At 57.4% G+C, this 13,926-nt stretch carries 10 protein-coding genes and 1 pseudogene; 5 read left to right on the top strand and 6 right to left on the bottom strand.

The features are described 5' to 3' along the window. Nucleotides 1-12: 12 nt before the first annotated feature. From JTM80_RS13085 to JTM80_RS13070, 4 genes are all read right to left on the bottom strand, one after another. Nucleotides 13-1,404: an MATE family efflux transporter gene (locus tag JTM80_RS13085; protein ID WP_172355958.1), complete on the bottom strand. Its 1,392-nt coding sequence runs from the start codon at nucleotides 1,402-1,404 to the stop codon at nucleotides 13-15. A gap of 150 nt (nucleotides 1,405-1,554) precedes the next feature. Further along, nucleotides 1,555-1,902 (bottom strand): hypothetical protein, encoded by a 348-nt coding sequence (locus tag JTM80_RS13080; RefSeq protein ID WP_172355961.1) that lies wholly within the window; start codon nucleotides 1,900-1,902, stop codon nucleotides 1,555-1,557. A gap of 244 nt (nucleotides 1,903-2,146) precedes the next feature. Next, a complete protein-coding gene (locus tag JTM80_RS13075) occupies nucleotides 2,147-2,326 on the bottom strand; it encodes a hypothetical protein (RefSeq protein WP_172355963.1) in 180 nt (59 codons plus the stop codon). 293 nt (nucleotides 2,327-2,619) lie between these two features. Next, on the bottom strand, nucleotides 2,620-2,877 hold the full coding sequence (locus tag JTM80_RS13070; protein WP_172355965.1) for a hypothetical protein: 258 nt from the start codon (nucleotides 2,875-2,877) through the stop codon (nucleotides 2,620-2,622). Between the two features lie 318 nt (nucleotides 2,878-3,195). Here JTM80_RS13070 and JTM80_RS13065 point away from each other — a divergent pair, with 318 nt between their 5' ends. The 5 genes and pseudogenes from JTM80_RS13065 to JTM80_RS23490 form a co-directional block, all read left to right on the top strand. Further along, nucleotides 3,196-4,176, top strand: a complete 981-nt coding sequence (locus JTM80_RS13065) for an acetyl-CoA carboxylase carboxyltransferase subunit alpha (RefSeq protein WP_172355967.1) — start codon at nucleotides 3,196-3,198, stop codon at nucleotides 4,174-4,176. 645 nt (nucleotides 4,177-4,821) lie between these two features. After that, nucleotides 4,822-5,544 carry an SDR family oxidoreductase gene (locus JTM80_RS13060; RefSeq protein WP_205369571.1) on the top strand — a complete coding sequence of 241 codons (723 nt, stop codon included), beginning with the start codon at nucleotides 4,822-4,824 and terminating at the stop codon, nucleotides 5,542-5,544. Nucleotides 5,545-5,693: 149 nt separating this feature from the next. Further along, nucleotides 5,694-6,416, top strand: coding sequence for a GTP cyclohydrolase I FolE (gene folE, locus JTM80_RS13055; protein WP_205369569.1), 723 nt, complete (start codon nucleotides 5,694-5,696; stop codon nucleotides 6,414-6,416). A gap of 446 nt (nucleotides 6,417-6,862) precedes the next feature. Beyond that, a complete protein-coding gene (locus tag JTM80_RS13050) occupies nucleotides 6,863-7,471 on the top strand; it encodes a hypothetical protein (protein ID WP_172355975.1) in 609 nt (202 codons plus the stop codon). Between the two features lie 48 nt (nucleotides 7,472-7,519). Continuing rightward, nucleotides 7,520-7,627 (top strand): annotated as a pseudogene (locus tag JTM80_RS23490) (SPFH domain-containing protein); the annotation flags it as partial. A 26-nt stretch (nucleotides 7,628-7,653) separates the two neighbouring features. Here the strand turns inward: JTM80_RS23490 and JTM80_RS13045 are convergent. Further along, entirely contained in the window at nucleotides 7,654-8,235 is a 582-nt protein-coding gene (locus JTM80_RS13045; protein ID WP_172355977.1) for a slr1658 superfamily regulator, read from the bottom strand. Nucleotides 8,236-8,429: 194 nt separating this feature from the next. After that, the gene (locus JTM80_RS13040) at nucleotides 8,430-13,925 is read right to left on the bottom strand and encodes an AAA family ATPase (protein ID WP_172355979.1); all 5,496 of its coding nucleotides are present in this window, start codon (nucleotides 13,923-13,925) and stop codon (nucleotides 8,430-8,432) included. Nucleotide 13,926 lies beyond the last annotated feature (1 nt).

Genomic DNA, 13,926 nt, shown 5'->3' with positions numbered 1-13,926 from the left:
TCCGCCATCGCCTCAGGAGCCTGAACTCGCCAGACCCTCCTCTAGCTTGAGCGGATTGGCGCGGCTAAATCGCCAGGGCAGGATGATCGCCGCGACGGTCAGCCCCAGGGCCAGCCCCCACCACAGACCGACCGCCCCCAGTCCCGCATGAATACCCAGCCAGTAGCCGCTGGTCAGCCCTACGCCCCAGTAGGCAAGCAGCCCAATCAGCATGGGAACTTGCGTATCCTTCAGTCCCCGCAGTGCGCCCGTCGCCGTGACCTGGATGCCGTCTACCAGTTGGAACATCGCTGCCACCCAGAGCAGCTTTTTGGCAAGTTCTACCACTTCCCTGTTGGCCGGGTCGCGCACGTCGATATAAAGCGACACGATGGTTTCCGGCATCAGCCAGAAAATCAGCGCCATGATGGCCATAAACAGACTGCCCATGCCAATGCCCAGGTATCCCGCCAGCTTGGCCAGGGGAAACTGGCGCTGGCCCAGGCGTTGACCCACGAGGACGGTCGTGGCAAAGGAAATCCCTAGCGGAATGGTGAACGTGACGGCGGCCGTTTGCAGCGCTACCTGGTGGGCCGCCAGCGGCACGGTTCCCAGTTGCCCGATCAGAAATGTGGTGACGGTGAACAGGCCCACCTCGATGGCAGCCAGAATGCCGATGGGTAGCCCAATTCGCACCAGTTCTCGAAACAGCTTGGGGTCAAACCGATGCAGATGGCTCAGGAGGGCGTAGGGACGCAGCGACGATTGCCGCAGGATGTAGAGGGCGATCGCCCCAAACATGCTCCACAGCGAAATTGTGCTGGCCCAGCCGATGCCCGCCAGCCCCAACTGCGGTAGCCCAAATTTGCCCAGCGTCAGTGCATAGTTCAGCGTCATGTTGATCAGCATTCCGCCCAGCATAATCAGGATGATCGGCCGGGGGCGCGACAGGGCCGACACGGTGCTTTTCAGCGCGGCAAAACCCACACCGGGGAGATAGCCGAGGGCGATCGCCCGCAAGTAGGGCCGCCCCAGATCCAGCATCTCTGCCGATTGCCCCGTGCGGCTCAGCACCGCGTCGCCGTGCCAGATCAGCACTGCTATAGGAAAACTCAGCAGCAGCGCCAGCCAGAGGCCCTGCCGATTCACCGCGCCGACCCGCTGCGGATTGTTCGCCCCGTAGGCCTCCGCCGCCAGCGGGCTGACCGCCGCCACGACTGCCCCGCCCAGCAGCAGCAGCGCCACAAAATAGGTCGCACACAATCCGCCCGCCGCCAGCGACTCGCTGCCCAGCCGACCCATCATCACCGTATCGACAAAGCCCGTTGCCGACTGCGACAGTTGCGCCCCCGCCAGCGGCAGCGCCAGCCAAAATAACTCCCGCGATTCGGCTGAAATCGTGTTTTTCGTAAGCCAGGGTTTCATAGGTTTTAGAGATTCAGGGGTCAGGGGTTGGGGATTGGGGTGTTGGAAGAGGGAAGAGGGAAGAGAGAAGAGAGAAGAGGGAAGAGAGAAGAGGGAAGAGGTTTCGTTTTTCGTTTTTCGTTTTTCCCATCTCTCGCTCCATCACTCCCACTACCAGCGATGAATCGGTGGCACGATACTGCGGGCGGTGTGAGTCGAGCGGCTAGAGGGGCGATTGTACCGAGATTCCAACCAGGCGCGGAGTTCTGTACCCGTGTGACAGCGGACGCGATCGCCCGTCACTGGGTCATGGGCACACCACCAGCTTTCCCCATTGCGATCGCGCTCGAACCAAACACGCGGTTCGCCAGGGTCGCCCGCATAGCTCAGCAGGTGGTCAAGCAAGCTGTCCCAGAGCCTTGCCCAGCGAGATCTGCGGGAACAACTGCCGTCAATTGCCAGACTGGTTGCAGAACCCGGCTTCGGCTCTAGGTCGCCGGGTTTATGAATCGTATTCATGAGAAAGACTCCAGGGGTGAATGGTGAGATGAAGAGGCGACTTTGGGCACGGTGCAGCAAAAGCCAGCTTGCCTGCCCGTCGCTGTAGTTAAATCGGGTCAAACCTCAAACCGGGTCAAACCATCGCCATCCGTCGAGGGAAATGCTGATCTGCACCCTCAGAGGAGGCAAAATCAGCGGGTTGGAGCCTTGGCAAACACCACTAGGGCGATCGCGCTGCGGAGTTGTAGAGCGTATCAGGAACCTATTGCGGGCACCGCGTGTGCTGCGAAACCTGGCTCACGCTACGGTGGCAAGGCTCGACCAGTGAAGCACCAGAGGCAACCGCGATGCGGTCGATAAAGGCATCAACCAGAGTTTGAACGGAGGCGAACATTGAGGTACGGGCCAGGGCGATCGCCCGCTTTTGGCAAACCAAACCCACCTTGCCCGTTTCAACAACTATTCCAGTAACCGTTCCGACAAGCGTTCCAATAACCGTTCCGACAACTGTTCTAGCAACTGCCCCAACGCCGATTCCTCAACCGCCCGCCCATGAACCAACCTGCGGGCACGACGGATGAAGCGTCAAACCGTGTCTAAAACCGGAAGCAAATGCAGGTCAGAGAAGCCTCTAGACCTAGCTAAATCTTGAAGTCGCCTGAGGGGACGCAGGGCCCAGCGATCGCAAACAAAATGCTGAACCGTTGCACGGACTATTCACGGGCTATCCGCGGGCTATCCGCAATGGGCAAACTCCTCCGCGCCCTTCAGCCCAGAGGCTTTGAAAAGGGCTTTGGAAAAGCTTGCTGCGCCCCAGCGGCCGCTTCGTCGCATCAGCAACCCCGGCTGCATTCCGCGTGGGGGGCTGAGCAACTGCCGCAAAATCTGAATAATCTGAACCTTAGTCTGGAGACGTTGGGCCTGGCGGGCGACAAAAGCAACCACAACGACTCGGATATTTGGAATGGTACGAACGCCGCTGTGTTTGAGCATCTGCTTTGCCTCCTCTAGCCAAGCTGTCAGAAGTGTCGTGCCTATCGTAGGGCGATCGCCCCAATCCTTACCTCACCTACCTGGCTCACCCGATTGGGTGAACGGGAATCAGGTCTGGGGGGACGGCGTGGAACAACCCGCAGAACCATCAATTTTTTCCTGGGGCCAACTCAGGAAAGCTCAATAGTTTTGATGTCTGAAATCCCCTGGCGCAGCCGTTGGAGCAATTGTAGGGAACGACGGATTGCTAAAATGAACCCTTGGGTGATCAGCCCAGTTCTCAACCCCAAGCTAGTTTTCAACCTCTAACCCTGAGCCATGCCCACATCGGAACGTCGCCTGCTGCTGGATTTTGAAAAACCCCTGGTCGATCTGGAGGAGCGTATCAAGCAAATCCGTGACCTGGCAGAGGAAAGTGAGGTAGACGTGTCCGATCAGATTCAAAAGCTAGAGGAGCGGGCCGATCAGCTCCGGCAGGAGATTTTTCAAAACCTGACCCCGGCGCAGCGGCTCCAAGTAGCGCGGCATCCTCGCCGACCCAGCACGCTGGACTATATTCAGTCCATGACCGATGAATGGATCGAACTGCATGGCGATCGCCTGACGGGGACAGACGATCGGGCGCTGGTGGGCGGCATTGGGCGGCTGGACGGACGACCCGTGGTGCTGCTGGGGCATCAAAAGGGGCGCGACACAAAAGACAACGTGGCGCGAAATTTTGGCATGGCCTCGCCGGGGGGCTATCGCAAGGCGATGCGGCTGATGAACCACGCCAATCGATTTGGAATGCCCATTCTGACGTTTATCGACACGCCGGGGGCCTATGCGGGGCTGGAGGCAGAGCGGCTGGGCCAGGGGGAGGCGATCGCTTACAACCTGCGCGAAATGTTTCGACTGGACGTGCCGATCCTCTGCACTGTCATCGGCGAGGGCGGTTCGGGCGGGGCGCTGGGCATTGGCGTGGGCGATCGCCTGATGATGTTTGAGCATTCGGTCTACACAGTCGCCAGCCCCGAAGCCTGCGCCGCCATCCTGTGGAAAGACGCAGCCAAGTCGCCCCAGGCGGCCGAGGCGCTACGGATTACCGCCCAAGATTTGAAACAGCTTGGCATTCTAGATCAAATCTTGCCGGAGCCGCTGGGCGGGGCCCACGCCAATCCGCTCCAGGCCGCCGCCACCCTCAAGGCCGCCATCCTAGAAAACCTGGCCCAGCTTGATAGCCTCACCAACGCCCAGCGGCGTGACCTGCGCTACCAAAAGTTTCGCAAGATTGGAATCTTTCAGGAGATGTCGGCTTGAGCGACGCGAAAGGAGTTGGGGTGGCTGAACTGATAGGCCCAGCCCCTAGATTTCTAAATGGGACTTGAGCTCGGCGACCGGACGGATTTGCCCACTACTCCCTTTGACAAAATCAGATAGCGTAGCAGAGGAAGTTGGTCGAGTCTGGTTTATGAGTGTTAAAATCGAGTCCGTAACATTTTTTAATATTTTGGAGCCAATCCTGGTGTGTAGCGCTTAATACTCGTTAATGGGGCCCTGTTTCGGTCATGCTAATTATTAGGCATTGAGGCTTGGATTTGATTTGGATAGAGCCATTGCTGATGGATTTGGTCTGGCTTCTGGACACTCGCCGTGCGATCGCCTCACTGCAATGCCTGATGGCACAGATTAGCCAGATACCGCCCCATCCAAGGCTCACGTCAGACTTGAACTTAGGCCTCTTTGACGCTAGCAATCCGGTTTTCTAACTTTTTTAACTCACCCGCTAACCCAACTGCTTTTAATTAATCGTTCCTTTGATCAGCCGCTTCATACCGCTGCTTGGAACTGGAGTTTCTCCCAGTTCGCTACCCACCTGCGATTTTAAGTTTTGGCTACAGGCTGGCTTAACCATTGTTTTTTTCTATTCCTTTCACGCTGGTTCATCAGTTCAGGATTTTACTCATGTCTCACGCTCTTCCTACCCGCGCCCTGATCACCGGAGCCAGTCGGGGCATTGGCGCAGCCACGGCGATCGCCTTTGCTAAAGCGGGGGTAAACCTGGCCCTGGTTTCCCGTTCTGCCGACTCCCTGGAATCAGTCGCCGCAGCGGCTCGCAAACTGGGCGTAGCGGCAGACACATATCCCATCGATCTGGAAGCTTTGGATCAGGTCGCTGAAAAAATAGGGGCGATCGCCACAGCCAGCCCTATCGACATTCTGGTGAACAACGCCGGAATCGGCTACACCGGAGACTTGCTGACGACTCCCCTCGCCGACTGGCAGCGGGTGATCAATCTCAACCTCACCAGCGTCTTTCAGTGCATCCAGGCCGTATTGCCAGGAATGCGCGATCGTGGCCAGGGTGTGATTATCAACATCGCCTCCATCGCGGGCTATCACGCTTTTCCCGGATGGGGAGCCTACAACGTCAGCAAGGCGGGGCTAATTGCCCTATCCAAAACCCTGGCAGCCGAGGAGCGCTCCCACGGGATTCGCGTCGTCACCTTTTCGCCCGGATCGGTCAACACGCCAATTTGGGACACCGACACGGTGCAAGCCGACTTCGATCGCTCTCGTATGCTCACTGCCGACGTGGTTGCCCAGTCGATTGTGCATACTGCCCTGCTCCCCCCTGGTGCAGTGATTGAAGAAATCACGCTGGTTCCCAGTGCGGGAGCCTTGTGAAGATCCGAACCAGTCCCCAAGCAGCACGGTTTCACCGGGACTGCTTTACCAGGACTGCTTTACAGAGAGATTGCTGAACAAGTCGTTCGGCACTGGCTGATTCCCTCAACAGTTTGATTGTTTTCTTTGGAGAGTTCATCCCAAGACCTATGACGATTGCTTCTTCTAACGGATTTACGAACGGATCTAATGGAGCCAACTCCTCACCCGCCAAGATTGATACACCGAAGCAGGGCGAAACGCTAACGCTGGAGGTGCGTCCTGATCGCACGACCTCCTATTCCCAAGAGCATACCGAAGTGTCGCAAGAGGACATGATCGACGCAGTGCGAACCATGCTGCTGGGCGTAGGCGAAGACCCGGAGCGGGAAGGTTTGCTCAAGACCCCCAAGCGAGTCGCCGAAGCCATGCGCTTTCTCACCAGTGGCTATAATCAGTCGCTCGAAGAACTGGTGAACGGCGCAATTTTTGATGAAGGGCATAACGAAATGGTGCTGGTGCGCGATATCAACGCCTTTAGCCTGTGCGAACACCACATGCTGCCCTTCATGGGTCGGGTTCATGTCGCCTACATCCCCAATCAAAAAGTGGTGGGGCTGAGCAAGCTGGCCCGCATTGTGGAAATGTATTCTCGCCGCCTCCAGGTGCAAGAACGTCTAACTCGCCAGATTGCCGAAGCAGTGAAAACGATTTTGGAACCCCAGGGCGTGGCGGTGGTCATGGAAGCGACTCATATGTGTATGGTGATGCGCGGGGTGCAAAAACCCGGTTCCTGGACGGTGACCAGCGCCATGCTGGGTGTATTCCAGGAAGATCAGCGCACGCGAGAAGAGTTCCTTAGTCTGATCCGCCATCAGCCTGCCTTTTTCTAGAATCCAGGCGCTAGAATCCGGCACGTAGGGCTTGATTCTGGGGTCAAAACAGTTGCATAACTCGAAGCTGGATAGTACTATTGAACTAACCAACTTCTTGCCACAGTCGGTTTTTGCTTGGGCAGAAGCCGACTTTACTTTTTTACTACCGAGTTTTACTACGAATACACAGTGGCAAGTGGCGCTAGAAATGACATTGCTGAAGCCTCATCTAAAAGCCCGCAATGCTCGACTGGCAATCCAAAATCGCAAATCCAAAATTGCAAATGGGCACCTCGATTAATTGCCTTATTGAGAATTTTAGGAGCCTGAAACCCTCGCTTTCTTGTAGCCATTCTCAAGAGGATCTGAATTTTTCGAGGTGCCCAAATCCAAAATCATAAATCCCTCCAACTCCGCACTCCTATTCCCCCAGTTCCCAGCAATCCTCAATTCCCGACAAGCCCATGAGCATTGAGCAAACAACCCAACTGATCCAACTGATTTTGAACAGTGTGCTGATGGTGGCGGTGGGGGCGGTGGTGTGGCTGGGGTTGATGCTGCGCTGGGTGTGGCTGGACAGTCTGCTGCGGGGGGCAGGGGCAGAGGTGCTGCGAGGTGAACTGAAGGGACTGGGCGAGCGCCCCTGGCGGTTGGAACAGTCGTGGGACAGAGTGTCTTATCGGTCGCTGCTGGCGCTGCGGCGGAGCAATCGCCGTCTCAAGCGACACCACCAAATGGTCGCCGTGAGCCTGCTAGTCTCCCACGGATCGCTGCTGCTGCTGGTATCTAGCACGCTGCTGTTGGCCTTGCGGACGCTGGTGCAGGCGAACTGGCTGATTCAGCTTTCGCTGGGCGTGTTTGTGGTGGGGGTTGGCGGGGTGCTGCTGGCGCTGGGGCTTTGCCTGGCCGATTGGGCGGTGAGGGAGGAGGGTGGGGCGATGCGCCCGCAGCGCGGCGAGATGAAGTTGTCTCTGAGGCGATCGCCCCGACGAGCAATCGTCGCTCTGGAGGGAACCCTGCGGGACAAAGGCAGCAAGTCTACTCTTCCAGAATTTCTACCCGATCTTCGATAGGGATACCAAAAGCGCAGGCAATTGTTAAACAATTTTGAAAACAGCGCTAAAGAGATGCAAGCCCGCCTGCAAGTGGCTGGAGTTGAGGGGATCGGAAGCCGCTTATCTTATCTTGCCCATGTGCCCGAAATCGCTCAGGTTATGCTGCGTCGTCAGCACAGACCAAGACCGTGAAACCGGCTCTAAATCGGCACCTGCACCCGCGTCGTCACGGTCATCACGGGGGGCGTTTGCTCAAGCTGCGTAAATTTCCAGCCCACGATCGCCCCATAATCCACCATCATCGTCAGCAGACCAATACCGGAGGCGGTGTGTTCGTCGTTGAGGGCATTTTGCTCAAGCTGCTGGAGGTAGCGTTCTAGGGGTTGAGCAGCGAGGATGTCCTGGATAAAGCGTTGAAAGGGGGCGATCGCCTCTGACCTGACGCTATTGGTTACCCAAAACACCAGGCAATCGGGATGGAGTTGCAACTTAATGGTGATTGGCTGGCGAGAGGCCTCGTCGTGAAACTTCATTGCATTTTCCAGCAGCTCGTTGGCAATGTATCGAACCGCATCCTGCATTTCGGTGCGGCGGCTCAGCGTTTTGGGGTCGCGCTCGTCGGCGGGAAAAAACGTCACCATATAATCCGCCAGAAAATTGGCAGACAGCCCGTTGTTTCGCCAGCGCTGGCGAATCGATTTGGCGCTGGGCGAAAAGCCCAAAATCAGATATTCCTGATTGGGCTGCAAAGCGTCGTCAAATTCTCCGAAGATTTGATTCATGCAGGCGGCTGGAGGCGGATCAGGGAGGCGGATCAAGGAGGCGCAAGTGGCAAAAATATGGGCGACGTTATCAGAAGCGCATCAAAGGCACAGAAATAAACAGAACGGCGCAGAATGAATGCACAAAATTTTAATTGGCTTTTTCGATTTTGATCCAGAAGCAAGCGAGACTCAGCGAACCGTCGAGCGCCCTCCTAACGCTGTTTCACAATTAAAAGCGTGATGTCATCAAACACTTTTTGCTGTCCGATGTGGCGGCGCACATCGTCAATCACCGCCTGCCGAATCTCAACGGCAGAGCGCTGCCAGTGCTGGCTAATCACCTGACAGAGCCGCTCGATGCCGTAAAGTTCGTGAATTTCGTTGGCGGCCTCGGTGATGCCGTCGGTATATAGCACCACACCATCACCGGGTTGCAAGTGAATGTGGGTGTGGGTGATGAAGTCGGAAATGTCTTCTACCAGACCCACCGGAAAGCCCAGCGTCATGGTGTTAATCGACTCGATCTCGCCGTTGCCCCGCACGACCAGAACTTCCTCGTGCTGTCCGCTGAGCCGCAGTTGACCCGCTTCATAGTCCAGCAGGGCCAGCGTCAGGCTGCGATCGCAGTTCATGCGCTGCACGTTGTCATAAATCACGCGGTTTAGCGTGCTGAGAAAGCGTACCGAGTCGGTTTCCTGCGTGGAGAGCAGCGTTCGCACTGCCGTCTGCACCATGAGCATCAACATACCGCTTTCTAATCCATGACCTGTGATATCGCCAATCCCAATCTTGACCGCGCCGTTATCGTGCAGCACGTCATAATAGTCGCCGCCAACTTCATCAGCGGGTTCCATAAACCCGGCAATTTCCAATCCTTCGATTTGATCTAGCTCGTGATCTTTGGGCAGAACCATTTGCTGAATCTGGCGGGTAATGGCCAGTTCTGCGCCCATTCGCAGGTTTTCTGACTGCAACTGCTGATTCAGCAGCGTAATTTCCTCATTGGCGCGGGCAAGCTGGGCGGTGCGTTCCTCGACCTTTTGCTCTAGCGTGCGGTAGAACTGGGCATTTTCCAGGGCGATCGCCGCTTGGGACGAGAGGATATTCAGCACAGTTACTCGCTCTGGCGTAAAGGTATCGGTGGCTAAGTTGTTTTCCAGATACAGCAGCCCGATCAGGTTGCCCTGATTCAAAATGGGCGAACACAGCACCGAACGCGATTGGGACTGCACGATGTACGGGTCGGTGGTGAAAAGTCCTTCTGCGGCGGCATCCCGCAGCACTACGTCTTCGCGGGTGCGCTGTACGTAATGGATCAGCGAGAGGGGCAGTGTCTGTTCGTCGGGCGATCGCGACTGGACCTGCACCTGCTCCTCGCCCTCAAGCATCCCCTCCGCCTCAATTCGCAGCCCGTCTGCTTGAAGCAATAGCAAACAGCCCTTCTGTGCGCCCGCGTTTTCGATGGCCAGCTTCAGCAGCTTCTCCAGTAAGTTCGCCAGCACAATTTCTCCAGAAATCGCCTGCGCCGCCTTGATCACCGTATCTAGATCTAGGTTTAGCCCCTGAGTTCCGCCTGTGGAACTGCTTGACCCCAGCGACACCGTTTGGTTCATTAGCTCAGTTCTGGCCAAGGGTTCCATCCGCTGTTCCAAAAACTGGGGGTAGAGCGTGTTGAGGGCATCCACTTTATAGGTCGCCCCCCAGCGCAGGTAAGTATAGCGGGCATCCATCAGGTAAGACTGGGCTAGCCGTTCCTTACCCAGTGCCAGATAAAACTTACCTGCCAGTTCTTGCGCCAGTGCTAGGTCGTTGATAAAGTCGTTGTCCCTAGCGGCCTGGATTGCGTTGTCGTAGGCATCAATGGCTTCGGCCGTGCGCCCCAGCACCCGCAGCCGCTCTGCTTCTAGCAGCAGGTGGCGATGCAGATAGTTGGCGGGGCAGTAGGTCGCCCAGCGCTGGGTCATCCGCAGGAATTTATTGATTTGGCGCAGATATTGCCGCTGCACCTTGGGCGACACGTTGTTGTAGCGGGCCAGATAAGATAGCGGCCAATAGAAATATAAGAGGGCATAGAGCGAGGTCATGGGGGAGGATTCTTGATATGCCACAGCCTGTTTTCCGGTTTCGATCGCCGTGGCATAGTCGCCGATGTGATACGCCCAGATCACCTTGGCAATGGAGCCGTAGAATAGGGGAACTCCCAGCTGCCTGTCGATAAACTGGGGAATCATTTCGTCTTCGTTGTAGATGCTGCCGACCAAGCGATTCGCGTAGCGATCTGTTCCAGAATCGCCCTCGATGCCCTGGCCGCGCAGGTGCAGTACCAGTTGATGCCAGGGCAGCATGGAGTAGACCACCTGCTCCTGTCCCAGGCTGAGGAGTTGGGTTTCGTATTGCTGAAAGGCTTCGGCCACCTCATACAGCGGCTCGCCCAGCAGCAGTTGGTGAAAGCAGTAGACCGAGGCGGCCAGCGAGGCGGCCTCCTGGTTGCCCAGTTCCAGTCCTTCGGCGTAGGCGTTGAGCAATTCGGGGAGCGATCGCCGCAGGGGTTCTTTCCAGTGGCGCAGACAGCTTTCATATCCGACAATGACGATCGTTTTGAACTGGCGGGCATTGAGCCGTTCTATGACTCGCAGGCTGAGTTGACCAAAGTCATAGGCTCGGTCGATATCGCCCAGCCCCGCCCGCAGCATCACGCCATAGGCCACGCCTTGCACTGCCGTCTGGGGCGAACTGCCGTATTTGACTACCAGATTGATCACGCGCAGTGCCGTTACGGCAATCAGATAAGGTGCGGCATTGGCGGCGGCGATGATCGGCGAACCAACGAGCCGCATGATCGCTTCTTTGACCGGATCGGTCATCGGTGGCAGTGCCTCCAGATCGCGGGAAGAGCGGTTGCCGATGACCAAAAAGCGCGTCCGCATCAACTCTAACCCGACCTGGAGGCGGCTGGGGTGGCGGGGAATCTTCAGCCCCAGTCGATTGGCCGCCGTCACAAAGATATCTAGCGCCGCGTCCATGTTGTTTTGGGCAGAGTAAGCAGAGATCTGCGTCTGGTAGGCCTTTACGGTGTCCAGGTCGGAGCGGGCGTTTGAGAGGATTGTCTCCGATAGCTGGTTGACCAGATCAAAATCGCCTTTCAGATACGCGGCCTCGACGGCTTCTTCGTAGAGCGCCAGGGTGAGTTCGTATTGATTGAGCCAACTGTGCTGATCGAGCAGGTCGGCTCCCGACCGCAGATAGCGCAGCGCCGTGTCGTAGGCGTTGGATTCTTTGGCCTTGGTGCCTGCTTTCAGGTTTAGCCGAGCCAGTTCGTGCCGCTCGACGGCGTGGGCGATCAACCCCGCGCCCGTGTTCAGGTGGTTTACAATGTCGAACAGATGATCTTCCTGCTGTTCGGCGGAACTGTGGGTGAGGAGCGATCGCCCAATGCGGTAGTGGATCGTTTCGCGCTCGGTTTCGGGAATCAGCGAGTAGGCCGCCTGCTGCACCCGGTCGTGCAGAAACCGGAAGGTCAGGTCACGGTTTCGGGACAGGTCGCTCTGCCACTCCTCTGCACCAGACAACTCCTGCCCATTCTGCTCCAGGCTGGCAAACGGATAGCCCTCACCCAGCGGCATCACCAGTCCTTCCTCGACGCTCTGCCACAGGTCGGCCGCCACCGCGCTCTGGGGCAAGTCGGCGGCGATCGCCAGCGTGGGCACGTCGAACTGGTTGCCCAGGCAGGCCGCCAGCCGCAGTACCCGCTGGGTGTTGGGTTCCAGCTTCTGGATCTTGTCGGCCATTAGCTCGACGACATCTTCGGGTAGCCCCGTATCACGAATTTGGCTCAGATCCCACTGCCAGTTTCCTGACGACGCATCATAGTTGAGTAGCCCTTCGGTATACAGCGACTTGAGAAATTCCGTCAGAAAAAACGGGTTGCCTTCCGTAATCTGCATGACGTAGCTGGCCAAAGGGGCGATCGCCTGCGGTTCGGCACAGCAAGTATCAGCCACGATCTGCTGCACAGTGTCCGCATTCAGCGGGGCCAGGTCGATTTGGTTGACCCGCACGCCCGCCTGCCGAATCTGTTCCAGCGTCAGCATCAGCGGATGGGCCGGGCTGACTTCGTTGCTGCGGTAGGCTCCTACCAAAAATAGGTAGCGGCTGTCGGGCGCAGTCAGCAGGCGCTCAATTAACTTTAGCGAGGCTACATCCGCCCATTGCAGGTCGTCTAGGAACATCACCAGCGGGTGTTCTGCCTGGGTAAACACCTGGATAAAATTCTGAAACACTAGGTTAAAGCGATTCTGGGTTGCATCGGGAGCCAGCAGCGGCACCTCCGGCTGGGGGCCGATAATTAGCTCGACTTCAGGAATCACCTCGATCACGACCTGACCGTTGCGCCCAAGCGCCTTCGACAGCAGCGCTTTCCAGCGGTCGATTTGCGTCTGGCTCTCGGTCAACAATTGCCGTATTAGCTCCTGAAACGCCTGAATCAGCGCCGAGTAAGGAATATTTCGCTGAAACTGGTCGTATTTGCCCGCGATGAAATAGCCCTTGTGGCGCGTGATGGGTTTGTAGATTTCCTGCACCAGCGACGACTTGCCAATGCCCGAATAGCCCGCCACCAGCATCACCTCACTGCGTCCGGCGGCCGCCATCACCGCCCGTAGCGCTGGCAGTTTGGACGGGGTCATCGGTTCTCCAATCGGTTCTCTATCCGCTTGCCCCCGTGCTGTTGACCCTGCGGTCGCTGCCTGGGCCGCTGCCACCCGCTCAAAGCCATCGAGCAAAAGCTGCACCTCTCGCTCTCGCCCGTAGAGCTTTTGGGGAATCTGGAAGCGGCCGGAAGCGTCGTCTTGCCCCAGCGGAAAGGGGGCGATCGCTCCAGTGGCCCGCAGGTCTACTAGACAACGCTCCAGATCGGTCTTCAGCCCATAGGCGCTCTGGTAGCGGTCTTCAGCATTTTTGGACAGCAGCTTTAACACGATCTGCGAAAGAACAGACGGTACGGCTGGGTTGACCTCGTGGGGTGGGTCGGGCTGTTTGGCCAGGTGGCTATGGATTAGCTCCATTGGGTCAGATGTGCTAAAGGGCGGATTGCCCGTCAGCAGTTCATACAGGGTCGCCCCCAGCGAGTAAAAATCAGTACGATAGTCTAGCGAGCGATTCATCCGCCCGGTCTGCTCTGGCGATAGGTAGGCCAGCGTGCCCTCCAGACGGTTCAGCGTTTGCAGCGTTGGGTTTTCCCGCGATAGCACGGTGGCGTTGCCAAAGTCGATTAGCCCGACGCGGCCCGTGTCTGCGTCGTACACCACGTTGGCAGGGTTTACGTCTTTGTGGATGACGCTGGCGGCGTGAACCTGACCCAGAATCTCCGCCAGGGCGATCGCCACCGACAGCGCCTCTGGCATATCGAGCGATCGCCTCAGCAGCAGCCGTTGCAGCGACTCGCCGCCAAAGTCCTCCAGCACCAGCACCACGCCGCTCTGATGTGGCTCCAGTCCATAGACGCGGCTGATCCCGTCCACTGCCGACAGCCGATTCAGGATTTCATGCTCTAGCCGAAACCGCGCCAGCTCCTCTAGACTGGGATATTCCGACTGAGTCGCTTTAAGAATCACAGGCACTCGATCCAACTCGCGCTCAGCCCGATAGACCACCGAGCGACTGCTCATGTGGAGTTGGGTCAGCACTTCATAGCCTGCAATTACGACCATG

The organism is Thermoleptolyngbya sp. PKUAC-SCTB121, from assembly GCF_016919485.1.
In the GTDB taxonomy this organism is placed as follows: domain Bacteria; phylum Cyanobacteriota; class Cyanobacteriia; order Elainellales; family Elainellaceae; genus Thermoleptolyngbya; species Thermoleptolyngbya sichuanensis.
Note: the sequence above shows the minus strand (reverse complement) of the source record. Positions and strands in the feature narration are given on the sequence as shown.

Bases quoted from the DNA above. Each gene is read 5' to 3' on its own strand.
- JTM80_RS13085 (WP_172355958.1), bottom strand. From the start codon at position 1,404: ATGAAACCCTGGCTTACGAAAAACACGATTTCAGCCGAATCGCGGGAG.
- JTM80_RS13080 (WP_172355961.1), bottom strand. From the start codon at position 1,902: ATGAATACGATTCATAAACCCGGCGACCTAGAGCCGAAGCCGGGTTCT.
- JTM80_RS13070 (WP_172355965.1), bottom strand. From the start codon at position 2,877: ATGCTCAAACACAGCGGCGTTCGTACCATTCCAAATATCCGAGTCGTT.
- JTM80_RS13065 (WP_172355967.1), top strand. From the start codon at position 3,196: ATGCCCACATCGGAACGTCGCCTGCTGCTGGATTTTGAAAAACCCCTG.
- JTM80_RS13060 (WP_205369571.1), top strand. From the start codon at position 4,822: ATGTCTCACGCTCTTCCTACCCGCGCCCTGATCACCGGAGCCAGTCGG.
- folE (WP_205369569.1), top strand. From the start codon at position 5,694: ATGACGATTGCTTCTTCTAACGGATTTACGAACGGATCTAATGGAGCC.
- JTM80_RS13050 (WP_172355975.1), top strand. From the start codon at position 6,863: ATGAGCATTGAGCAAACAACCCAACTGATCCAACTGATTTTGAACAGT.
- JTM80_RS13045 (WP_172355977.1), bottom strand. From the start codon at position 8,235: ATGAATCAAATCTTCGGAGAATTTGACGACGCTTTGCAGCCCAATCAG.
- JTM80_RS13040 (WP_172355979.1), bottom strand. From the start codon at position 13,925: ATGGTCGTAATTGCAGGCTATGAAGTGCTGACCCAACTCCACATGAGC.